We start from the raw sequence: 22,499 nt of genomic DNA, 5'->3' as shown, positions 1-22,499 counted from the left end.
CGCTGGGAACGGTGCAGGGGCAGACCGTGGCCGGACTGCCCGTCAGCATCGGTGCTCGCGGGGGTACGTGGGCCATGGTCGGCCTGAGCAGCCGTGTCCCCGTTCAGTCAGTGCAGGCCGCCCAAAGCCCACTCAACATAATGTGGGGGAATTATGCGAAACTCGCCGTTGCGCTGAGTCGTTCCCAAAAACCGGGCAAAGCGGCTCGCATCGCATAATTTACATTATGTCTGGCGCCCCCGCTGTTCGGCATCGCGGGGTGTGGCGCACAAGGCTTCGCCTTCTGCTGTCAGCATCGGCGCACCCTCTTGGCAAACACCGCGCCGAATCGGAACACTGCGCCAACGTCCAACCAAGCAGGTACCTTCTTTAGCTGCCTTGCTATCCTCTGGCAAACACCCCTGTAGGCAAGTCGGCCTGCGGCCTCCGTTGGTTTACCTCCCCCGCCCCAACCCACGCTGCATTGGCTGCGCCCGGCTCGCAGTCGCTGCGCTCCTCGCTCGTTACCGTGCTCGCCATCTCCGCCCCGTGCAGCCCCCAGAGGGGGCTTCCCTTGAGCAAAGCATCATCGGTAAAACCGAGCCAGATCCTGCGCATCAGTGCTTGATAGCGTCGCAATGCGCCGCTGGCGGGTTCTGTGCCACCCGCACCCGCAGAACGAGCGCCCGCCGCCCAAACGAGTTGGGCGACGTTCGCCCGTTGCCGAAAGTGAAAAGCCTCACAAAATCAGGTTATTCAATCCATCACAAGCCAAAATGATCGCTATACTGCACAACGGCTTGCGGCGGTGGCATAGCAAAACAGGCCAAAAGTGCACTTCGGCATTTTAGGTTCGCGGGAATGGGCTAAACAGGTAAAAACGGTTCTTTAATAAGCTGATAGATAAGAAAAAAATCGCTTAAAAAAGTATAACCGCACCGGAACCTGCCCTAAGACCCGATCGGGCTGCTGGGGGGATTTAACCCATATGGGTATGTGCATAATCCGGTAGGTTGGGTAGATCCATTTGGGCTACAAACGTGTCCAACAATCGTAGAACGTGTGAAAGCTAATGTTGCGGCGAGTAAGGCTGCCAGAGAATCGTCAAATATGGGAGGTAAGGCACCTGACCCTAATGATAGAACTCTGGAAGGTTTCATGAAAAATCACGTTGATCCTAAAAAAGAAAAGTTATTACACACTAAATCGCCTGGTTTTAATAACAATAAAGGTCGAGAAGGTGGGGAATTTAAGCGTTATGGATTGGATTCTCATGGCGGTGTTAGCCCTCACGTCCATCAACCGAAAAGAAATGTTTCACCTAAAACTGGTGATATATATGGTTCGGTAGGATCAAAAACTCATGATGGAGGTGTCACATCTCCTTCAGCAAAAGATATAAAACACTTGTATGATCATGTATACAATGGGAAATATAATGAATGATAGAGAACTTTGATTGCTCCCAGTTAATAGCATTTAATTGGAATAAAAGCGTTCCCCCATCTTCAATATCTTTGTTTGAGGAAATTGGCTTTAAAGTTAAATGTAATGATGAAATTCGTCGTATTAAGCTGAATTATTTTAAAATCAGGGATGATGAATATTGCATTGACTTTATAGATGAGAATTTTGTAGGCGAGTTTGAAGATTGGGAGGAATATGGAAAACCACCGAAAAGGATATTGGATTTCAGTAATCTTATTGAAAAATTCATTTTAATTAATGAGTTAAATAATGCCAGATTATTTATCAGTTTTTTTGCTGAAGAAGGTCGTAGTGATGATCATTACGAAAAAATAAAGTGCTCTGATTTATTAGAAACCCTATTTTTAATGTCAAGACATAACTTTGATGTATGGGTTGATAATTTAATAATTGAAATTGAATAATATTCATATATAAGTAAGTAATAAAGCCGGAAAGATCCCTGTGATCTTCCGGCTTTGTTCTTTTTAAGAGCGGCTCACTCCCTGCCCTTAGTTGCTGTTGTAGTCGCCAAGCAGTTCCCGCATCTTGAGCTTAATCTCACTGAGCTGGTCTTGCTGGCGCTGGTACTGCTGCTTCATGGTGCGGGTGTCGTCGCTGTCAGGAATAAGCACTAAACAACCGTCCATGATTTTAACGGTGAGTGTGCCGCCAATCTCAAAGCCGGCCTGTTTAAGCCACCTTCCCGTTAAATTTATTGCGGGTCTGGGGTTCGGCCTGCCGTTTTGCGGCACGTATCCCACAGTGTAATAACGTTCTGTTTTTGCCGCTTTATTTACGGCACGGTTTTGCCTAGAATGCGCCTTAGCCATCATTCAACTCCTATTTAGTTGCTTGTGGTGAGCGGCGTTGGTGTGGTCTCAACACATCAGCGCCGCGCTATTTTTATCCCTCCGGTTCATCAACGGGCAGTAATGCAGACTCCATACGCTGCTTGGCGATCATGGCATCAATGATCTTGATAACCGTTTCCTGATCTTCCTGTGCCAGTCATTCCAGAACCTGAAAGCGTCGAAATAACCGAGAGTTAGCCAACGGTGAATCTTCAACAGGATTATCGCCAGTGACCTGCTCATATGGGGTACACGGCTTTACTGACACACACAGGGAGGCTTTCCGGCAATATGCGATTCGGCAGGTGCATATTGCCTATGACAATGACAAGGCCGGCAATGAAGCGGTGGCATTAGTCCCTGAGCCGGGGGTTATCACCACACGGGAAGCCAACGGGGATAGAGTGGCACTCCCCACAGCCCCAAAATGCACGTCGGGGTCAAAAAAGTTGGCAGAGCAAAATGGTCGCCGTTCGCTTCTTTAACAAGCCTTGCCCTGTGAAGGCTGGTGAAGCCGTGTGGGTATGACTGCCTCGGAGATGATGCCCCACCGTACGGGAACTGCTGAATGAACAAGGCGAAATGGTCTGGGGTCAGCATCTGACCACCTGGGGCCACGCGGAAAAACGCGGCGGCGTGCAGTCCCATCACCTGGATTCACAACCAAAAAGTTCTATTGTGAAGTAGGAAGAAAGGTTGTTGGGATGGGGATATAAACAATGGGAGTTAAAAATTTTTCCTTAGCTCTAAATAGCGAAAAACCCCGATGCATTCACCGAGGTTATGACGCCAATTGGACTCTCCCAATCCATTTATAGTACTAATTATGAACATTCTGCAGAGGAAACCAATTTGCTATTTGATGGCTGGAAAACAGAACCGCTTTAACCCGCTTTCAAACAAAAGTGTTCCACAAGCTGTGAAAGTAGCGTCCTTGTTGGTTCAATAAATGCCATATCTAAAAATTCATCGGGCTGATGTGCTTGTTCAATTGATCCTGGTCCTAAGACTAAGGTCGGACACAATGCCTGTATAAAAGGTGCTTCCGTACAGTAATTGACGGTATCTGCCTTGGTTCCCAACAGTTTTTCAATCACGCCGACCAGTTTGTGGTCTGTTGGACATTCATAACCCGGAATAGGGGGATGAAGCTCAGTCACACTCAGGCGGCCAGGCCAGCGCTGTTTGACCGGTTCCAGAGCGTCATTCAGCAATTCATTCAAATTCTGCAAAGTCAATCCAGGAAGCGGGCGGATATCCATATGCAGCTCGCAGCAGGCACAAATACGATTTGCGGCATCACCGCCGTGAATATGGCCGAAATTCATGGTTGGATAAGGAATGACGAATGCCGGATTGTGATAGCGTTCTTGTAAGGTATGGCGTAGTTTTATGAGCTGGGTAATGGATTCGTGCATCAGATCAATGGCATTGACGCCCCGTGCTGGATCACTGGAATGCCCGGATTTTCCTTCAATGCGGATCGCTTGGGCGATATGCCCTTTATGGGCGCGGATTGGCTGTAATGATGTGGGTTCGCCAATGATGGCAAAATCAGGTCGAATATGGGTATTGGCAGCAAAGTAACGTGCACCCGCCATGGATGTCTCTTCGTCAGCAGTGGCCAGAATATACAGAGGATGCGATAGTTTGCTGACATCGATATCCCGTAACGCATCAACGATAAAGGCAAAGAAACCTTTCATGTCAGCCGTCCCAAGTCCATATAATTTGCCATCGCGTTCGGTCAGCGTGAAGGGATCTTGTGTCCAGCGCCCCTCATCAAAAGGAACAGTATCTGTATGGCCACATAGCAGCAAACCACCTGAACCACTGCCCAATGTTGCCAGCAGATTGAATTTACCTCTGGTTTCAGGGACGCCCTGAATTTCAATGGAAAACCCGATCTCTTTTAGCCATTCCGCCAGCAGATTGATAACAACTTCATTGCTTTGATCGTGTTCAGCATCGGTGGCGCTGATCGAAGGCGCCGCAATGAGCTGATGATATAATTTAATAAAAGACGGTAATTTAATATTCACTGTTGACAGCCCTTACTCATAATAGTATCAATATTCATGCATGTTTATTGCATATAAATGCAATTGAGTCATTGAATTAATATTATTGGGTTAATACTAAAGGTGAATAAATCCCATGTTGAATACGCTGATAGTTGGTGCCAGTGGTTATACCGGAGCTGAGTTAGCAGCATATCTGCAACGTCATCCCCATGTCCATCTCTCCGGCTTGATGGTTTCTTCTCAAAGTTTAGATGCAGGGAAATGTTTTTCAGAACTTCATCCACAATATCAAGGTATTGTGGATTTACCCTTACAGCCGCTAACTGAGGTGATTGAGGCAGCAAAAGGGATTGATGTCGTCTTTCTCGCCACTGCTCATGAAGTCAGCCATGATATTGCCCCGATATTTCTGGCAGCAGGTTGTATCGTGTTTGATTTATCTGGTGCCTACCGCGTACAAAATACACAGTTCTATAAAAAATACTATGGATTTGAACATAAAAATACGCAGTGGTTGGAGCAAGCCGTATATGGGTTGGCAGAATGGCAAGCCGAGAAAATCAAGCAAGCACAATTGATTGCCGTTCCCGGCTGTTACCCTACCGTTTCCCAACTTTCCTTGAAACCGTTGCTTGAACAAAATTTATTAGATACAGAACATTGGCCTGTTATCAACGCTGTCAGTGGTGTCAGTGGCGCTGGCCGAAAAGCATCGATTGCCAATAGCTTCTGTGAAGTGAGTTTGCAACCGTATGGTGTTTTTAACCATCGTCATCAACCTGAAATCACCACACATTTAGGTACAGAGGTGATTTTCACCCCTCATTTGGGCAATTTCTCACGCGGTATTCTTGCCACAATTACCTGTAAGTTGAAATCTGGTGTGACAGAAGCACAAATTAGGGAAGCTTATCAACAGGCATATCATGATAAGCCGTTGGTACGGTTATATAGCAAAGGCGTTCCCGCGTTGAAAGCTGTTGTTGGTTCGCCATTCTGCGATATTGGTTTTGCTGTTCAGGGGCAACATCTGATCATCGTAGGAGCTGAGGATAATTTGTTGAAAGGGGCAGCGGCACAAGCAGTACAGTGCATGAATATTCGTTTTGGGTATGAAGAAACTCAGGCATTACTTTAACTTCTAAAATAACTGAATGCCGAAAAATTAAAATTCCGACAGAGGATAAATCCGATGGAGCCGTTAGTTATCAAGTTGGGTGGTGTGTTATTAGACAGTGAAGAAGCGCTGGAACGGTTATTTACCACATTACAGTTATATCGAAAAACACATAAACGTCCGCTGGTTATTGTACACGGCGGTGGTTGCTTGGTTGATGAGCTGATGCAACGATTGCAGATGCCTATTTTGAAAAAGCAAGGCTTGCGGGTTACCCCTGAGGATCAAATTGACATCATTACGGGGACGCTTGCCGGAACCGCCAATAAGAAATTACTGGCGTGGGCAACAAAGTATCGTTTGCCCGCTATCGGATTATGTTTGGGTGATGGAGGGATGGTTAAAGTTTCTCAACTTGATGAAGAGCTTGGCCACACTGGAAAGGCTCAACCAGGATCACCTGATCTCCTGCAAATTTTGCTGGATGTGGGCTATATGCCGATTATCAGCTCGATTGGTATTACTGAACAGGGTGAATTGATGAATGTGAATGCCGATCAAGCTGCGACAGCTATCGCGCAAGTACTGAATGCAGATTTGGTCTTGTTGTCCGATGTCAGCGGTATTCTGGATGGGAAAGGGAAAAAAATCCCAGAAGCCACGGCAGAGCAGATCGGGCAGCTTATCGATCAAGGCATTATTACTGACGGCATGATAGTGAAAGTGAATGCAGCGTTGGAAGCGGCAAAAACACTCGGACAACCCGTAGATATTGCGAGTTGGCGTCATGCAGATCAATTGATTGCATTATTTAATGGCATACCTATTGGCACACGAATTTTGGCGTAATTGAACGTGTATTTACCGAACTTATGTTTTTACTAAAATTAAAAAGGTTACTCCTATGACTAAAAGCATTAAGAAAATTGTTTTGGCATATTCAGGTGGTTTAGATACATCCGCCATTATTCCGTGGTTGAAAGAACATTATGGCAATTGTGACGTGATTGCGTTTGTCGCTGATGTCGGCCAAAGTCGTGAAGATCTGGAAGGCGTGGAGCAAAAAGCGTTACGTTCCGGCGCTTCCGAATGCCATGTCGTTGATCTGCGCGAAGAGTTTATCAAAGAGTATGTTTATCCTGTGTTAAAGACCGGCGCCCTGTATGAAGGAAGTTATCTGCTCGGTACTTCAATGGCTCGTCCAATTATTGCCAAGGCGCAGGTTGAGCTGGCTCTGAAAGTAGGAGCGGATGCTGTCGCTCATGGCGCAACAGGTAAAGGTAATGATCAGGTTCGGTTTGAAAGCACTTATACCGCGTTGGCACCACATCTGAAAGTTGTGGCTCCGTGGCGGGAATGGGATCTGCGTTCCCGTGAGGCGCTGCTGGATTATTTAAAAGTTCGCGATATTCCGACAACCGCAACGCTGGAGAAAATCTATAGCCGTGACGAAAATGCATGGCATATTTCAACCGAAGGCGGGGTTCTGGAAAGCACGTGGAACGCTGCCAATAAAGATTGTTGGGCGTGGACAGTAGAGGTAGAAGAGGCACCCAATGAACCGGAGTATGTCACGGTGATGATTGAAAGAGGTGAAGTGGTTGGCGTGAATGGTCAGGCGCTTTCACCTTATCAATGTCTTGATAAGTTAAATAAGTTGGGAGCCAGGCACGGCATTGGCCGGATCGATATCGTGGAAAATCGTTTGGTCGGCATGAAATCCCGCGGTTGTTATGAAACTCCGGGGGGAACCATCATGATGGAAGCACTACGTGGTATCGAACAACTGGTTTTAGATCGTGATAGTTTCAAATGGCGTCAACAACTGGGACTGGAGATGTCTTATGTGGTTTATGACGGCCGTTGGTTTGCGCCATTGCGTCAATCAATTCAAGCGGCAGCAGAAATGTTAGCGGCCAGTGTCAGCGGTGAAGTTGTCCTGAAACTTTATAAAGGGCAGGTAACGGCAGTGCAGAAAAAGTCAGCCAATAGCCTCTATTCTGAAGAATTTGCCACTTTTGGCGAGGATGAAGTTTACGATCACAGCCATGCAGAAGGGTTTATTCGCCTCTATTCGCTTTCTTCACGCATTCGTGCACTAAACAGCAAAAAGTAATTTTGGGGCGATCAACTTTTATACGCATAAACTTCAAGTTGCAATTTACAACACGCTATGAAACCTGATATCTCCCTCGCGAAGCGGGGAGGTCCAACTCTAGCGCTTAGTTAACTCAACGTGACCTGATATCTCCCCCGCGAAGCGGGGAGATATCACACGTATCTTGAAGTGAGATTGGTATAGTAATTAATAGCGATTAGAAAAACAGGAACGATATTATGGCACTTTGGGGTGGGCGTTTCAGTCAGGAAGCCGATCAGCGCTTCAAGCAATTTAATGATTCACTGCGTTTTGATTATCGTTTGGCGGAGCAGGATATTATTGGCTCGGTTGCGTGGTCAAAAGCGTTGGTTACGGTAGGCGTGTTCACTGCCGAAGAGCAGCAAAAGCTGGAACTAGCCTTAAATGAGTTACTGGATGAAGTGCGAACCAACCCCAAGGCCATTTTGCAAAGCGATGCGGAAGACATTCATAGTTGGGTTGAAGGGCAACTTATCACGAAAGTGGGCGATTTGGGTAAAAAACTCCATACGGGACGCAGCCGTAATGATCAGGTCGCAACTGACCTGAAATTATGGTGCAAAGATCAGATCGTCTACATCCTGACAGCATTAGTTGAGTTGCAACAAGCATTGGTATTCACTGCTGAAAATAATCAGGATGCAGTCATGCTAGGTTATACCCATTTACAGCGGGCGCAACCTGTCACTTTTGCCCATTGGTGTTTGGCCTATGTGGAAATGCTTAATCGTGATGAAAGCCGACTGCAAGATGCATTAAAGCGGTTGGATGTCAGTCCATTGGGATGCGGGGCATTGGCAGGAACGGCTTATGATATTGATCGTGAGCAGCTGGCGTCATGGCTTGGCTTTGCTTCAGCGACACGCAATAGTCTGGATAGTGTGTCTGACCGTGATCATGTTTTGGAGCTACTGTCAGATGCGAGCATTAGTATGATTCATCTTTCGCGTTTGGCTGAAGATTTGATTTTCTTTAATAGCGGAGAGGCCGGCTTTGTTGAATTGTCGGATCGGGTAACTTCCGGCTCTTCCTTGATGCCGCAAAAGAAAAACCCAGATGCGTTGGAACTTATCCGCGGTAAGTGTGGACGGGTGCAAGGCGCATTGACGGGGATGATGATGACGTTAAAAGGGCTTCCTCTCGCCTACAATAAAGATATGCAGGAAGATAAGGAAGGCTTGTTTGATGCACTGGATACCTGGTTGGATTGTTTGCATATGGCGATACTGGTGTTGGATGGCATTCAGGTAAAACGCTCCCGTTGTGAGGAAGCAGCAAAGCAGGGATATGCTAATGCAACTGAGCTGGCGGATTATCTGGTGGCAAAAGGTGTTCCGTTCCGCGAAGCACATCACATTGTTGGTGAAGTTGTTGTTGCGGCAATTGACCGAGGCAAGGCACTGGAAGAACTTTCTCTATTTGAATTGCAAAAATTCAGCAATGTCATTGCTGTGGATGTTTATGACGTTTTATCGTTGCAATCGTGTTTAGACAAGCGACTGGCAAAAGGTGGAGTAGCGCAAGAACAAGTGAAGCAAGCGATTGCTCAGGCCAAAAAGCGATTTAGCTAAAAACATCAGTAATCACATGCGGTTGATAGTTTTTTCCCCTCGTGGATATAATGATTTATTGGTCAATACTATCATTGATATCAAATGCTGAGGTTGGGAATGAATATCCGCGATCTGGAATACCTTGTAGCACTTGCTGAATACCGGCATTTTCGTCGAGCCGCTGATGCTTGTCATGTCAGCCAACCGACACTAAGCGGGCAAATCCGCAAACTGGAAGATGAGCTTGGCGTGATGCTGCTGGAACGCACTAGCCGCAAGGTATTATTCACCCAACAGGGAATGTTGCTAGTGGAACAGGCCAAAACCATTTTGAGAGAAGTGAAGGTTTTGCAGGAAATGGCCTCGCTTCAAGGTGAAAGTATGTCTGGGCCGTTGCATATCGGCCTTATTCCAACAATCGGTCCCTACCTCCTGCCACTTATTATTCCTGAACTGCATAAATTGTTCCCCAAATTGGAAATGTACCTACATGAGGCTCAAACCCTAAACTTGTTGGCTCAACTTGATAGTGGCAAGCTTGACTGCGCTATTTTGGCGTTGGTGAAAGAAACCGAAGCATTTATCGAAGTGCCGTTGTTTGAAGAACCTATGAAACTGGCGGTATATGAAGAGCATAAATGGTCTGGACGGGACAAAATTAAGATGGCGGAGCTATCCGGCGAGAAGTTATTGATGCTGGAAGATGGACACTGTTTGCGTGATCAGGCGATGGGATTTTGTTTTCAGGCAGGCGCCAAAGAAGATACCCATTTTAGGGCGACCAGTCTGGAAACTCTGCGCAATATGGTCGCGGCGGGGAGCGGTATTACGTTATTACCTGATTTGTCAGTGCCGAATGAAAGAAGCCGGGATGGGGTTTGCTATCTGGAGTGTTATGAACCGGAACCGAAGCGCTCTGTCATATTGGTTTATCGTCCCGGCTCACCTCTGCGTGGTCGCTATGAGCAATTGGCAGAGGCGATTCGGACTAAAATGGGTAATTATTATGAAATACTTGGAAAAACATCAAAATAATCGGTTTAGCCCATTGAGTGCTGCAACACGGTAGGCTTCTGCCATTGTTGGATAATTGAAGGTAGTATTAACGAAATATTCGATATTATTGCCTTCACCTTTCTGTTCCATAATGGCCTGACCAATATGAATGATCTCTGCAGCACGTTCACCAAAACAGTGGATGCCTAAAATCTGTTTTGTCTCACGGTGGAACAGGATCTTGATGCTGCCAACATTCATACCGGCAATTTGTGCCCTTGCCAGATGTTTGAATTGGGCACGTCCTACCTCATAAGGGATTTTCATTGCGGTTAATTGCTGCTCAGTCTTACCAACGGAACTAATTTCAGGAATGGTATAAATGCCGGTTGGGATATCTTCCACCAGATGCAGATCAGCATGGCCTGTGATAATCGCTTTTGCCGCGATGCGTCCCTGATCATAGGCCGCAGAAGCCAAACTTGGATAGCCAATAACATCTCCCACAGCATAGATGTTTTCATTATTGGTTTGGTAGACGCGATTGACTTTCAGTAACCCGCGGCTGTCTGTTTCCAGTCCGACGTTTTCTAAACCTAGCGTGTCTGTATTACCTGTTCTGCCATTGGCATACAGCAAACAATCCGCTTTGACTTTTTTGCCGGATTTCAGATGAACAATGACACCATTATCAACGCCTTCAATTTTTTCATATTCTTCGTTATGACGAATGACTGTGCCACTATTCCAAAAATGGTAGGAGAGCGCATCAGACATTTCTTGGTCAAGAAACGACAGAAGATGATCGCGGGTATTGATCAAATCCACCTTCACACCCAATCCGCGGAAAATAGAGGCATATTCACAACCAATCACACCAGCACCATAAATAATGACATGGCGAGGTTCGTGATCCAGTTGCAGTATGGTATCGCTGTTATAAATACGGGAGTGGGTGAAATCGACATCAGGAGGGCAGTAAGGGCGGGAGCCGGTGGCAATGATAATGTTGTCTGCACTTAAGATATCAACACTATCATCGGCATAACGCACACTGACCCGATGTTCATCAATGAAAGTGGCTTCTCCTGCAAACATTCGACAACGGTTACGTTCATAAAACCCCTGGCGCATCTTAGTTTGCTGGTTAATCACGACTTCAGCATGGCGCAGAATTTCTGAAAACGAGGAACGAAGAATGCGGGAGTTATCACTGTAGAGAGGATTTTGATTAAATTCGATAATACGACTAACAGCATGGCGGAGAGCTTTCGACGGAATTGTGCCCCAATGAGTACATCCACCACCGACATTATTATAACGTTCTATAACAGCAACGTTTTTGCCTTGTTTTACTAACCCCATTGCTGCTCCTTCCCCTCCGGGACCAGAGCCAATCACAATGGCATCAAAATGAGTATGTTGCATAGAGGAAAGACCTGTTTTTACACAAAATAACAACGCTATCTTAACATTACTTGATGCAATAACCCAATGAGCATAAGGTTTTTATCTCATTGCTTAGAAATAGATCAGGAAAACATCGAATAATATCTTTAAGAGAACAATCACAGCAAACTTAGCAGAATCTGTTATATTTGCCTGATTGAAGTCGAGATAGATCAGGATTGTTGTGAGTAACGTAACCGGCGTTAGAGCAAAACAAAAAGAAAAAACCCGCCGCTCCCTGATTGAGGCGGCATTCAGCCAACTCAGTGCTGAACGCAGTTTTACCAGCTTGAGCCTACGGGAAGTGGCTCGGGAGGCGGGTATTGCACCAACTTCTTTTTATCGACATTTTCGCGATGTGGATGAACTGGGGCTGACGATGGTGGATGAAAGCGGTTTGATGTTGCGTCAGTTAATGCGTCAGGCCCGTCAGCGTATTGCCAAAGGCGGCAGTGTCATCCGTACTTCGGTTTCAACCTTTATGGAATTTATTGGCAACAATCCTAACGCGTTCCGGCTATTGCTGCGTGAACGCTCCGGTACATCGGCTGAATTTCGTGCGGCTGTAGCACGGGAAATCCAACATTTTATTGCCGAATTGGCAGACTATCTCGAGCAAGCCAGCCATATGCCACGTCATTTTACTGAAATACAAGCCGAGGCGATGGTGACAATCGTGTTCAGTGCAGGTGCAGAAGCGCTGGATATTGATGAAGAAAAAAGGCGTCGTCTCGAAGAGCGTTTGGTTTTGCAACTCCGCATAATTTCCAAAGGCGCTTATTATTGGTATCGTCGTGAGCAAGAAAAAAATACTGTCTCTAAAGCGAGCCCTAAAACCTCTGAATAATAATGAAAGGAGAATAATACGATGGAACAATACCGCCAAGATAAAAGCACAATGTTGCTGGCTCTTATCGTTGGAATGGCAACACACGGAACTTTCTCAACATTTTTTAATTCATTTGTCCCTTTTTCTATTTTCCCTCTTATTACACTGGCACTTTCTTTGTATTGTCTCCATCAACGTTATTTGAATTATCCAATGGCAGAAGGATTACCCAAACTGGCCGTGGGGTGCTTCTTCTTAGGCATGTTTGTGTATAACGCCTTCATTCGGATGGAATATCCAGCAATTGGCTCTAATTTCTTGCCTGTCGTTATTGGCACTGCCTTGGTGTTTTGGATCTACTTAAAGATGAAAAAGCGTAAGCAGCAAGTCGCGCTCGCTTCAGAAAACCAAAACTAGTCGCTTTTATCGAGAATGGTTCAATAAAAAACGCCACAAAATTGACTCTGTGGCGTTTTGTTTTTAATGATGACTAAGTTCTTTTCTCTAGCAGAACACCGCATTCCATATGATGGGTATAAGGGAATTGGTCAAAGAGCGCCAGTTGGCTGATTTTGTGAGTCTGTGTTAGCGTTTCCAGATTTTGGCAGAGCGTTTCTGGATTACAGGAAATATAAAGAATACGTGGATATGCTTGAACCATTTTTAGCGTCTCTGCATCCAGTCCGCTGCGCGGTGGATCAACAAAAATGGTTTCACATTGATAACTGCTTAAATCAATTCCTTGCAAGCGATTGAACTCACGCTCTCCGTTCATCGCTTGGGTAAATTCTTCTGCTGACATGCGGATAATCTGTACATTATCAATTTTGTTTGCTGCGATATTAAATTGGGCGGCAGCCACTGAAGGTTTGGCTATTTCTGTCGCCAATACTCGTTCAAAATTCTGCGCCAACGCCAGAGAGAAATTACCATTACCGCAATACAGTTCAAGTAAGTCACCTTTAGAGCCTTTAGTGATATCAATTGCCCATTCCAACATATGCACATTGATACTGGCATTCGGCTGGGTGAAGCTATTTTCAACCTGACGATAAATCATCGTCTTGCCTGCAACAGGTAAAACTTCATCAATATAGTCATGGTCAAGCATGATCTTGGTTTTTGCTGCGCGTCCAATAAGTTGCACATCAAACCCTGCTGCTATGAGTTGAGTTCGCAGAGCAGTTGCATGTTCACGCCATTCATCCCCCAATTTTTTGTGGTAAAGCAGAGAGACAATGATTTTGTTACTGCGGGTAGAAAGGTAATCCACTTGAAACAGTTTATGGCGTAATACGGGATTGTCTTTTACGCCAGCAATGATGGCCTGCATCATTTTATTGATTAGCTGATTGGCAACGGGAAATTGATCAATGCGGATACGCTGTTTAGTCTGCTGATCAAACATAATGTGATAGAGATCATCTTCTTCATGCCAGATACGGAATTCTGCGCGCATTCTGTAATGTGATGCCGGGGAACGGAAAACTTCAGGCTCAGGTGCGCTAAAGGGGAGCATCATTCCTTTTAGACGATGGACTTTCTCCATCAATTGATTTTCATAATTTTCCGTTGGCAAAGCATTCTGCATTATCGGGTTCTCGTATGGTCGCGTTAAGAAAAATTTCCGAGCGGCATTGTAGGGCAAGTGCAAAGGATGTCCAGTTTTCTGGTTTATCAGCGCTTTTTTTGATAGAGAGGCATTCTGGACACGCTAAAGTCTTCATCGTAGCATGACTCTTTATAGTTAAATATAGCTAGCCAGATAACACACACATTCTCATTACAAATCTTATGGTAAATAAAAAACAGATTCCTCTATATGTTGCGTACGTGGCGATATTTTTTGGCTGGAACCATCTTGCAATTGCAGATAATCAGGATACGTTGGTGGTTACAGCCCATCGCTTTAAGCAGCCGATTTCTTCAGTGTTGGCGCCAACGACGGTAGTGACTCGTGAAGATATAGATCGTTGGCAATCCAGTAGCTTAGTTGATGTTTTGCGCCGTTTGCCGAGTATTGATATTGCGCAGAATGGTGGTATTGGGCAGCATTCTTCTTTATTTGTTCGTGGTACGAACTCAAATCATACACTGGTGCTGGTGGATGGACACCGTTTGAATCAGGCAGGTATTACCGGAGCCGCCGATTTTAGCCAAATCCCAATTTCAATGGTGCAAAGAATAGAATATATCCGTGGTGCGCGTTCGGCTGTATACGGTTCTGATGCCATTGGTGGCGTGATTAATATTATTACAAAACGACAACAACGCGGGACAACACTGAATGCGGGGATCGGCTCGAATGGATATCAGAACTATAATGGTTCAACACAGCAAAAATTCGGTGAGAATACTTTATTAACTACAGCTGCAGGTTATACCTATACCAAAGGGTTTGATGTGATAGTTGATGGTAAAACAGGGGGATATCGTCAGCCAGATCGTGATGGTTTTATGGGTAAAATGTTGTGGTTGGAAATCGATCATAAAATAAATGAGCAAATGAGTGGGTTTGCTCGAGCCTATGGATTTAATAATCGGACCGCTTATGATGCATGGAACTTCGGCGAAGCAGACACGCGCGAACTGTTCAGTCGTTCCTATGATGTGGGGCTTCAATTTAATCAAGGCCTCTATTCTTCCCAATTCATTGTCAGTTACAGTCGTGTAAAAGATTACAATTATGTTCCTAAACATGGGCGTTATGGCACAAGCTCCAGTCTAAGTGATTCAAAACAATACAATGTGCAGTGGGGAAATACGTGGCAGGTTGCTCATGGTGCAATCAGTAGTGGGATTGACTGGAAAAGAGAATGGATTGCCGCAGGCTCTAATAACATCCCTGTACAGAAACATGTTGATAATACGGGACTATATTTAACTGCTCAGCAACAGGTGCAAGATGTCATTTTAGAAGGTGCTGTGCGTTCAGATCATCATTCTGAATATGACTGGAATACGACGGGGCAAATCGGCATTGGCTGGGAATTTGTTGATGGTTACCGTCTTATCACTTCGTATGGAACGGCATTCAAAGCGCCGACTTTGAATCAACTTTATAGCAAGTGGGGAAATGAAAGCCTTAAACCAGAAAAAAGTCAGCAATGGGAAATTGGCATTGAAGGATTGACTGGGCCGCTTAATTGGCGTCTATCTGCCTATCATAACGATATTGAGCAGTTGATAGAGTTTGCCAATAACCACTATGAGAACGGTGATAAGGCAAAAATAAAAGGCGTTGAGTGGACGGGAACAATGGAGACTGGCTCATTCCAACATCAACTCACATTGCAGTACATTGATCCGCGTGATGGTCATGGTCAGCAATTGACTCGCAGGGCTAAACAGCAAGTTAAATACCAATTGGATTGGGCAGCCTTTAATGTCGATTGGGGAATAACCTATCAATATATTGGTCGGCGTTATGACCAAGACTATAGTGAATATCCTGCGAAAACAGTGAAATTAGCGAGTACAAGTTTGTGGGATGTCAGCGCCTCATATCCGATCACTGACCACCTTACAATCCGTGCTAGAATAGCTAACCTGTTTGATAAAAATTATGAGACAGCCTATGGCTATCGCACCCCAGGACGAGAGTTCTATCTCATTGGAAGCTATAACTTCTGATTTAAATAAAACTGCCCGTCCAACGATTCTGGTTTTTGATTCTGGAGTAGGTGGTTTATCTGTCTATCAAGAGATTCGGCAACTCTTGCCGGATCTCCACTATATATATGCTTTCGATAATGAAGCATTTCCTTACGGAGAAAAAACAGCGAAAGTAATTATAGAAAGGGTTGTTCAGATTGTTGATGCAATCCAAAAAAAACATCCTCTAGCGGTTGTTGTGATTGCTTGCAATACGGCCAGTACAGTCAGCTTGCCCGCCCTGCGTGAACGTTTTTCTTTTCCTGTTGTTGGTGTTGTGCCAGCGATCAAACCTGCGGCGAAGCTAACTTGCAATCGCGTTGTGGGATTGTTGGCGACACGCGCCACAGTAAATCGCGACTATACCAAAGAATTAATTGCAAGGTTTGCTACGGATTGCCAGGTGTATGCAATTGGCTCTGCTGAATTAGTCGAGTTAGCTGAGCGAAAATTACATGGCAAGAATGTTCCATTAAAAGAGTTAGAGAAAATACTAAAACCGTGGCTAAAAATGAAAGAGCCACCGGATACCGTCATTTTGGGTTGTACGCATTTCCCTCTGATAGCAGAGGAAATTGCACAAGTCTTACCAGATGGAACAAGATTGATTGATTCGGGAGCGGCGATTGCTCGTAGAACGGCATGGTTGATAAAAAATCGGGAAGATTTGTTTTTAACAACGGCTAATAACTTAGCGTATTGCACAAAAGTTGAGGCATCGAATGAAGATCTACATCCCGTTTTACGCGAATTAGGTTTCTTAACGCTGGAAAAACTATCAACTTAAGTGAAATTTGGCGCAATAATCATCGGTTGGTAATTTTTTTTAAAATAACTATTGCCAGTATCAAAAAACTCCCTATAATGCGCCACCACTGACCGACGCTAAGCTGAAACAAGCCGCGAAGGCCGGTGAGAGAAAAGGGAAAATAATCGCTTGACTCTCAAGGCGAAAAGCGTAAGATACGCAGCCTCGCAACCCGGAAGACGCTTCCGGTTGCCAATGCTCTTTAACAAGTTAATCAGACAATCTGTGTGGGCACTCGCAAGAGACTATCGAATTGCCGCAAGGCAAAAAAATCAAGTCTTAAAGAGTGACTAAGCAGTTAATTCATTATGAACTAACAGTGAAATTCTTTGAGCATCAAACTTTTAATTGAAGAGTTTGATCATGGCTCAGATTGAACGCTGGCGGCAGGCCTAACACATGCAAGTCGAGCGGCAGCGGGGGAGAGCTTGCTTTCCTGCCGGCGAGCGGCGGACGGGTGAGTAATGTCTGGGGATCTGCCCGAGGGCGGGGGATAACCACTGGAAACGGTGGCTAATACCGCATAATCTCTAAGGAGCAAAGTGGGGGACCTTCGGGCCTCACGCCTTCGGATGAACCCAGATGGGATTAGCTAGTAGGTGGGGTAATGGCTCACCTAGGCGACGATCCCTAGCTGGTCTGAGAGGATGACCAGCCACACTGGGACTGAGACACGGCCCAGACTCCTACGGGAGGCAGCAGTGGGGAATATTGCACAATGGGCGCAAGCCTGATGCAGCCATGCCGCGTGTATGAAGAAGGCCTTCGGGTTGTAAAGTACTTTCAGTGGGGAGGAAGGCACAGGGTCGAATACACCCTGTGATTGACGTTACCCACAGAAGAAGCACCGGCTAACTCCGTGCCAGCAGCCGCGGTAATACGGAGGGTGCAAGCGTTAATCGGAATTACTGGGCGTAAAGCGCACGCAGGCGGTCAATTAAGTTAGATGTGAAATCCCCGGGCTTAACCTGGGAATGGCATCTAAGACTGGTTGGCTAGAGTCTCGTAGAGGGGGGTAGAATTCCACGTGTAGCGGTGAAATGCGTAGAGATGTGGAGGAATACCGGTGGCGAAGGCGGCCCCCTGGACGAAGACTGACGCTCAGGTGCGAAAGCGTGGGGAGCAAACAGGATTAGATACCCTGGTAGTCCACGCTGTAAACGATGTCGATTTGGAGGTTGTGGCCTTGAGCTGTGGCTTCCGGAGCTAACGCGTTAAATCGACCGCCTGGGGAGTACGGTCGCAAGATTAAAACTCAAATGAATTGACGGGGGCCCGCACAAGCGGTGGAGCATGTGGTTTAATTCGATGCAACGCGAAGAACCTTACCTACTCTTGACATCCACGGAATTCTGCAGAGATGCGGAAGTGCCTTCGGGCACCGTGAGACAGGTGCTGCATGGCTGTCGTCAGCTCGTGTTGTGAAATGTTGGGTTAAGTCCCGCAACGAGCGCAACCCTTATCCTTTGTTGCCAGCACTTCGGGTGGGAACTCAAGGGAGACTGCCGGTGATAAACCGGAGGAAGGTGGGGATGACGTCAAGTCATCATGGCCCTTACGAGTAGGGCTACACACGTGCTACAATGGCAGATACAAAGAGAAGCGACCTCGCGAGAGCAAGCGGACCTCATAAAGTCTGTCGTAGTCCGGATTGGAGTCTGCAACTCGACTCCATGAAGTCGGAATCGCTAGTAATCGCAGATCAGCATGCTGCGGTGAATACGTTCCCGGGCCTTGTACACACCGCCCGTCACACCATGGGAGTGGGTTGCAAAAGAAGCAGGTAGCTTAACCTTTTGGAGGGCGCTTGCCACTTTGTGATTCATGACTGGGGTGAAGTCGTAACAAGGTAACCGTAGGGGAACCTGCGGTTGGATCACCTCCTTAACCAAACGATAGTGATTGTGCAGTGCTCACACAGATTGTCTGATGAAAAAAGCAGAGCAAGCGTCTGCGAAGAAGACGTTACGTCCCCTTCGTCTAGAGGCCTAGGACACCGCCCTTTCACGGCGGTAACAGGGGTTCGAATCCCCTAGGGGACGCCATCTTGCTCAGGCAGCGGGTGAAAGGCGGTGCCACCGAAATATTGTTAAGCGGACGTGCGCGTCAGTTTAGCAATATTCGCTCTTTAACAATCTGGAACAAGCTGAAAATTTGAAACCGTCAATGTTATGGAATGATAACATTGATGAAACTCTCAACACTCCGACCGGAAGACTTCTTCGGGTTGTGAGGTTAAGCGACTAAGCGTACACGGTGGATGCCTAGGCAGTCAGAGGCGATGAAGGACGTGCTAATCTGCGAAAAGCGCCGGTGAGCTGATATGAAGCGCTATCAGCCGGCGATGTCCGAATGGGGAAACCCGGTGCAATCCGTTGCACCATCATTAACTGAATCCATAGGTTAATGAGGCGAACCGGGGGAACTGAAACATCTCAGTACCCCGAGGAAAAGAAATCAACCGAGATTCCCCCAGTAGCGGCGAGCGAACGGGGAGGAGCCCAGAACCAGCATCAGTGTGTGTGTCAGTGGAAGCGTCTGGAAAGGCGCACAGTAAAGGGTGATAGTCCCGTACACGAAGAGACACAGGCTGTGAGTTCGATGAGTAGGGCGGGACACGTGTTATCCTGTCTGAATGTGGGGGGACCATCCTCCAAGGCTAAATACTCCTGACTGACCGATAGTGAACCAGTACCGTGAGGGAAAGGCGAAAAGAACCCCGGCGAGGGGAGTGAAAAAGAACCTGAAACCGTGTACGTACAAGCAGTGGGAGCCCTGATTTATCAGGGTGACTGCGTACCTTTTGTATAATGGGTCAGCGACTTATATTCTGTAGCAAGGTTAACCGTATAGGGGAGCCGCAGGGAAACCGAGTCTTAACGGGGCGTTAAGTTGCAGGGTATAGACCCGAAACCCGGTGATCTAGCCATGGGCAGGTTGAAGGTTGGGTAACACTAACTGGAGGACCGAACCGACTAATGTTGAAAAATTAGCGGATGACTTGTGGCTGGGGGTGAAAGGCCAATCAAACCGGGAGATAGCTGGTTCTCCCCGAAAGCTATTTAGGTAGCGCCTCGTGAATTCATCTTCGGGGGTAGAGCACTGTTTCGGCTAGGGGGTCATCCCGACTTACCAACCCGATGCAAACTGCGAATACCGAAGAATGTTATCACGGGAGACACACGGCGGGTGCTAACGTCCGTCGTGAAGAGGGAAACAACCCAGACCGCCAGCTAAGGTCCCCAAGTCATGGTTAAGTGGGAAACGAAGTGGGAAGGCTCAGACAGCCAGGATGTTGGCTTAGAAGCAGCCATCATTTAAAGAAAGCGTAATAGCTCACTGGTCGAGTCGGCCTGCGCGGAAGATGTAACGGGGCTAAACCATGCACCGAAGCTGCGGCAGCGACACAACGTGTCGTTGGGTAGGGGAGCGTTCTGTAAGCCGTTGAAGGTCCACTGTGAGGTGGGCTGGAGGTATCAGAAGTGCGAATGCTGACATAAGTAACGATAAAGCGGGTGAAAAACCCGCTCGCCGGAAGACCAAGGGTTCCTGTCCAACGTTAATCGGGGCAGGGTGAGTCGACCCCTAAGGCGAGGCTGAAAAGCGTAGTCGATGGGAAACAGGTTAATATTCCTGTACGGGCCCGAATTGCGATGGGGGGACGGAGAAGGCTAGGCAAGCCGGGCGACGGTCGTCCCGGTTTAAGTGTGTAGGTGGGCTGACCAGGCAAATCCGGTGAGCCACAACACTGAGGCACGATGACGAGGCACTACGGTGCTGAAGTTGCTGATGCCCCGCTTCCAGGAAAAGCCCCTAAGCTTCAGATTCGGGTCCATCGTACCCCAAACCGACACAGGTGGTCAGGTAGAGAATACTCAGGCGCTTGAGAGAACTCGGGTGAAGGAACTAGGCAAAATGGTGCCGTAACTTCGGGAGAAGGCACGCTGGCGTTAGGTGAAGGAACCTGCTTCCGGAGCCGAGGCCAGTCGCAGATACCAGCTGGCTGCAACTGTTTAATAAAAACACAGCACTGTGCAAACACGAAAGTGGACGTATACGGTGTGACGCCTGCCCGGTGCTGGAAGGTTAATTGATGGGGTTATCGCCTCGGCGAGAAGCTCTTGATCGAAGCCCCAGTAAACGGCGGCCGTAACTATAACGGTCCTAAGGTAGCGAAATTCCTTGTCGGGTAAGTTCCGACCTGCACGAATGGCGTAATGATGGCCAGGCTGTCTCCACCCGAGACTCAGTGAAATTGAACTCGCTGTGAAGATGCAGTGTACCCGCGGCAAGACGGAAAGACCCCGTGAACCTTTACTATAGCTTGACACTGAACATGGAGCCTTGATGTGTAGGATAGGTGGGAGGCTGTGAAGTGTGGACGCCAGTCTGCATGGAGCCATCCTTGAAATACCACCCTTGAATGTTTGATGTTCTAACGCCGGCCCGTTATCCGGGTTGCGGACAGTGTCTGGTGGGTAGTTTGACTGGGGCGGTCTCCTCCCAAAGTGTAACGGAGGAGCACGAAGGTTAGCTAATCACGGTCGGACATCGTGAGGTTAGTGCAAAGGCATAAGCTAGCTTGACTGCGAGAGTGACGGCTCGAGCAGGTACGAAAGTAGGTCTTAGTGATCCGGTGGTTCTGCATGGAAGGGCCATCGCTCAACGGATAAAAGGTACTCCGGGGATAACAGGCTGATACCGCCCAAGAGTTCATATCGACGGCGGTGTTTGGCACCTCGATGTCGGCTCATCACATCCTGGGGCTGAAGTAGGTCCCAAGGGTATGGCTGTTCGCCATTTAAAGTGGTACGCGAGCTGGGTTTAGAACGTCGTGAGACAGTTCGGTCCCTATCTGCCGTGGGCGTTGGAAGATTGCAAGGGGCTGCTCCTAGTACGAGAGGACCGGAGTGGACGCACCACTGGTGTTCGGGTTGTCATGCCAATGGCACTGCCCGGTAGCTAAGTGCGGAAGAGATAACCGCTGAAAGCATCTAAGCGGGAAACTTGCCTTAAGATGAGTCTTCCCTTACTCCTGGAGGGTACTGAAGGAACGTTCGAGACGAGGACGTAGATAGGCCGGGTGTGTAAGCGTTGCGAGACGTTGAGCTAACCGGTACTAATGAACCGTGCGGCTTAACCTGACAACACCGAAGGGGTTTTCGGGAGTGGAAAGAGAGACCGGTTTCAGCGTAGAAAAGCAGCTTGTTCGGGATTGAAAACAGGATTTGTCTGGCGGCAATAGCGCGGTGGTCCCACCTGACCCCATGCCGAACTCAGCAGTGAAACGCCGTAGCGCCGATGGTAGTGTGGGGTCTCCCCATGTGAGAGTAGGGCACTGCCAGACATCAATTTATAAGTGTTGCCGTATCGGCAACACTTTTATTTTTTAGCATTTGCTGATATGGCTCAGTTGGTAGAGCACACCCTTGGTAAGGGTGAGGTCCCCAGTTCGAATCTGGGTATCAGCACCATGAATAATATGTTCGGCGAATAAAACAGAATTTGCTTGGCGGCAATAGCGCGGCGGTCCCACCTGACCCCATGCCGAACTCAGTAGTGAAACGCCGTAGCGCCGATGGTAGTGTGGGGCCTCCCCATGCGAGAGTAGGGAACTGCCAAGCTTTAA

The 22,499-nt window shown here is 47.2% G+C and carries 19 protein-coding genes, 2 tRNA genes, 4 rRNA genes and 1 pseudogene; 21 read left to right on the top strand and 5 right to left on the bottom strand.

Going from position 1 to position 22,499, the window contains the following annotated elements; translation table 11 throughout:
- Positions 1-26: 26 nt before the first annotated feature.
- On the top strand, positions 27-218 hold the full coding sequence (locus WDV75_RS20990; RefSeq protein WP_273572156.1) for a hypothetical protein: 192 nt from the start codon (positions 27-29) through the stop codon (positions 216-218).
- Between the two features lie 6 nt (positions 219-224).
- Here the strand turns inward: WDV75_RS20990 and WDV75_RS20985 are convergent, their stop codons facing one another.
- On the bottom strand, positions 225-395 hold the full coding sequence (locus WDV75_RS20985) for a hypothetical protein (RefSeq protein WP_273572158.1): 171 nt from the start codon (positions 393-395) through the stop codon (positions 225-227).
- 34 nt (positions 396-429) lie between these two features.
- Between WDV75_RS20985 and WDV75_RS20980 the strand changes: the two genes are divergently transcribed.
- The 4 genes and pseudogenes from WDV75_RS20980 to WDV75_RS20970 all read left to right on the top strand — a co-directional run bounded on the left by WDV75_RS20980 (position 430) and on the right by WDV75_RS20970 (position 1,871).
- Positions 430-759, top strand: coding sequence for a hypothetical protein (locus WDV75_RS20980; protein WP_338859976.1), 330 nt, complete (start codon positions 430-432; stop codon positions 757-759).
- Positions 760-933: 174 nt separating this feature from the next.
- A pseudogene (locus tag WDV75_RS22270) lies at positions 934-1,026 on the top strand (RHS repeat-associated core domain-containing protein); the annotation flags it as partial.
- A gap of 111 nt (positions 1,027-1,137) precedes the next feature.
- Positions 1,138-1,425, top strand: a complete 288-nt coding sequence (locus WDV75_RS20975; protein ID WP_338860425.1) for a hypothetical protein — start codon at positions 1,138-1,140, stop codon at positions 1,423-1,425.
- Positions 1,422-1,871: a hypothetical protein gene (locus WDV75_RS20970; protein ID WP_273571814.1), complete on the top strand. Its 450-nt coding sequence runs from the start codon at positions 1,422-1,424 to the stop codon at positions 1,869-1,871. The genes WDV75_RS20975 and WDV75_RS20970 overlap by 4 nt, the downstream gene beginning before the upstream one ends.
- Before the next feature lie 87 nt (positions 1,872-1,958).
- Here the strand turns inward: WDV75_RS20970 and WDV75_RS20965 are convergent, their stop codons facing one another.
- The gene (locus tag WDV75_RS20965; protein WP_273571815.1) at positions 1,959-2,279 is read right to left on the bottom strand and encodes a SymE family type I addiction module toxin; all 321 of its coding nucleotides are present in this window, start codon (positions 2,277-2,279) and stop codon (positions 1,959-1,961) included.
- A gap of 251 nt (positions 2,280-2,530) precedes the next feature.
- On the opposite strand from WDV75_RS20965, the gene WDV75_RS20960 reads away from it, so the two are divergent.
- Positions 2,531-2,785: a toprim domain-containing protein gene (locus tag WDV75_RS20960; protein ID WP_273571827.1), complete on the top strand. Its 255-nt coding sequence runs from the start codon at positions 2,531-2,533 to the stop codon at positions 2,783-2,785.
- Between the two features lie 399 nt (positions 2,786-3,184).
- Here the strand turns inward: WDV75_RS20960 and argE are convergent, their stop codons facing one another.
- On the bottom strand, positions 3,185-4,342 hold the full coding sequence (gene argE / locus WDV75_RS20955) for an acetylornithine deacetylase (protein ID WP_189760652.1): 1,158 nt from the start codon (positions 4,340-4,342) through the stop codon (positions 3,185-3,187).
- Between the two features lie 115 nt (positions 4,343-4,457).
- Here argE and argC point away from each other — a divergent pair, with 115 nt between their 5' ends.
- From argC to oxyR, 5 genes are all read left to right on the top strand, one after another.
- The gene (gene argC / locus WDV75_RS20950) at positions 4,458-5,462 is read left to right on the top strand and encodes an N-acetyl-gamma-glutamyl-phosphate reductase (protein WP_273571816.1); all 1,005 of its coding nucleotides are present in this window, start codon (positions 4,458-4,460) and stop codon (positions 5,460-5,462) included.
- 54 nt (positions 5,463-5,516) lie between these two features.
- The gene (gene argB, locus WDV75_RS20945; protein WP_273571817.1) at positions 5,517-6,290 is read left to right on the top strand and encodes an acetylglutamate kinase; all 774 of its coding nucleotides are present in this window, start codon (positions 5,517-5,519) and stop codon (positions 6,288-6,290) included.
- A 55-nt stretch (positions 6,291-6,345) separates the two neighbouring features.
- Complete coding sequence (locus WDV75_RS20940) at positions 6,346-7,557, top strand: argininosuccinate synthase (protein ID WP_273571818.1); 1,212 nt, start codon at positions 6,346-6,348, stop codon at positions 7,555-7,557.
- A gap of 221 nt (positions 7,558-7,778) precedes the next feature.
- A complete protein-coding gene (argH, locus tag WDV75_RS20935; protein ID WP_273571819.1) occupies positions 7,779-9,152 on the top strand; it encodes an argininosuccinate lyase in 1,374 nt (457 codons plus the stop codon).
- Between the two features lie 99 nt (positions 9,153-9,251).
- Positions 9,252-10,169, top strand: a complete 918-nt coding sequence (oxyR, locus tag WDV75_RS20930) for a DNA-binding transcriptional regulator OxyR (protein WP_273571820.1) — start codon at positions 9,252-9,254, stop codon at positions 10,167-10,169.
- Here the strand turns inward: oxyR and sthA are convergent.
- Positions 10,161-11,558: a Si-specific NAD(P)(+) transhydrogenase gene (gene sthA, locus WDV75_RS20925; protein WP_273571821.1), complete on the bottom strand. Its 1,398-nt coding sequence runs from the start codon at positions 11,556-11,558 to the stop codon at positions 10,161-10,163. The genes oxyR and sthA overlap by 9 nt on opposite strands.
- Positions 11,559-11,763: 205 nt before the next feature.
- Between sthA and fabR the strand changes: the two genes are divergently transcribed.
- A complete protein-coding gene (fabR, locus tag WDV75_RS20920; protein WP_273571822.1) occupies positions 11,764-12,426 on the top strand; it encodes an HTH-type transcriptional repressor FabR in 663 nt (220 codons plus the stop codon).
- A 21-nt stretch (positions 12,427-12,447) separates the two neighbouring features.
- A complete protein-coding gene (locus WDV75_RS20915) occupies positions 12,448-12,825 on the top strand; it encodes a YijD family membrane protein (protein WP_273571823.1) in 378 nt (125 codons plus the stop codon).
- Between the two features lie 73 nt (positions 12,826-12,898).
- Here WDV75_RS20915 and trmA read toward each other — a convergent pair whose 3' ends face one another.
- On the bottom strand, positions 12,899-13,999 hold the full coding sequence (gene trmA / locus WDV75_RS20910) for a tRNA (uridine(54)-C5)-methyltransferase TrmA (protein WP_273571824.1): 1,101 nt from the start codon (positions 13,997-13,999) through the stop codon (positions 12,899-12,901).
- Positions 14,000-14,202: 203 nt separating this feature from the next.
- Between trmA and btuB the strand changes: the two genes are divergently transcribed.
- The 8 genes from btuB (at position 14,203) to rrf (WDV75_RS20870) (ending at position 22,494) form a co-directional block, all read left to right on the top strand.
- Positions 14,203-16,041, top strand: a complete 1,839-nt coding sequence (btuB, locus tag WDV75_RS20905; RefSeq protein WP_273571825.1) for a TonB-dependent vitamin B12 receptor BtuB — start codon at positions 14,203-14,205, stop codon at positions 16,039-16,041.
- Entirely contained in the window at positions 15,986-16,849 is an 864-nt protein-coding gene (gene murI, locus WDV75_RS20900; RefSeq protein ID WP_273571826.1) for a glutamate racemase, read from the top strand. The genes btuB and murI overlap by 56 nt, the downstream gene beginning before the upstream one ends.
- A gap of 366 nt (positions 16,850-17,215) precedes the next feature.
- Positions 17,216-18,757, top strand: a 16S ribosomal RNA gene (locus WDV75_RS20895).
- 82 nt (positions 18,758-18,839) lie between these two features.
- A tRNA-Glu gene (locus tag WDV75_RS20890) sits at positions 18,840-18,915 on the top strand.
- Between the two features lie 188 nt (positions 18,916-19,103).
- A 23S ribosomal RNA gene (locus WDV75_RS20885) occupies positions 19,104-22,014 on the top strand.
- 87 nt (positions 22,015-22,101) lie between these two features.
- A 5S ribosomal RNA gene (gene rrf / locus WDV75_RS20880) occupies positions 22,102-22,217 on the top strand.
- A 51-nt stretch (positions 22,218-22,268) separates the two neighbouring features.
- Positions 22,269-22,344 (top strand) — tRNA-Thr (locus WDV75_RS20875).
- Between the two features lie 34 nt (positions 22,345-22,378).
- Positions 22,379-22,494: ribosomal RNA gene (gene rrf, locus WDV75_RS20870) — 5S ribosomal RNA — on the top strand.
- Together the 16S, 23S and 5S rRNA genes with 2 tRNA genes alongside form the textbook arrangement of a ribosomal RNA operon.
- The last annotated feature ends 5 nt before the right edge of the window (positions 22,495-22,499 follow it).

The sequence above is a fragment of the Xenorhabdus griffiniae genome (assembly GCF_037265215.1).
In the GTDB taxonomy this organism is placed as follows: Bacteria; Pseudomonadota; Gammaproteobacteria; order Enterobacterales; family Enterobacteriaceae; genus Xenorhabdus; species Xenorhabdus griffiniae.
Note: the sequence above shows the minus strand (reverse complement) of the source record. Positions and strands in the feature narration are given on the sequence as shown.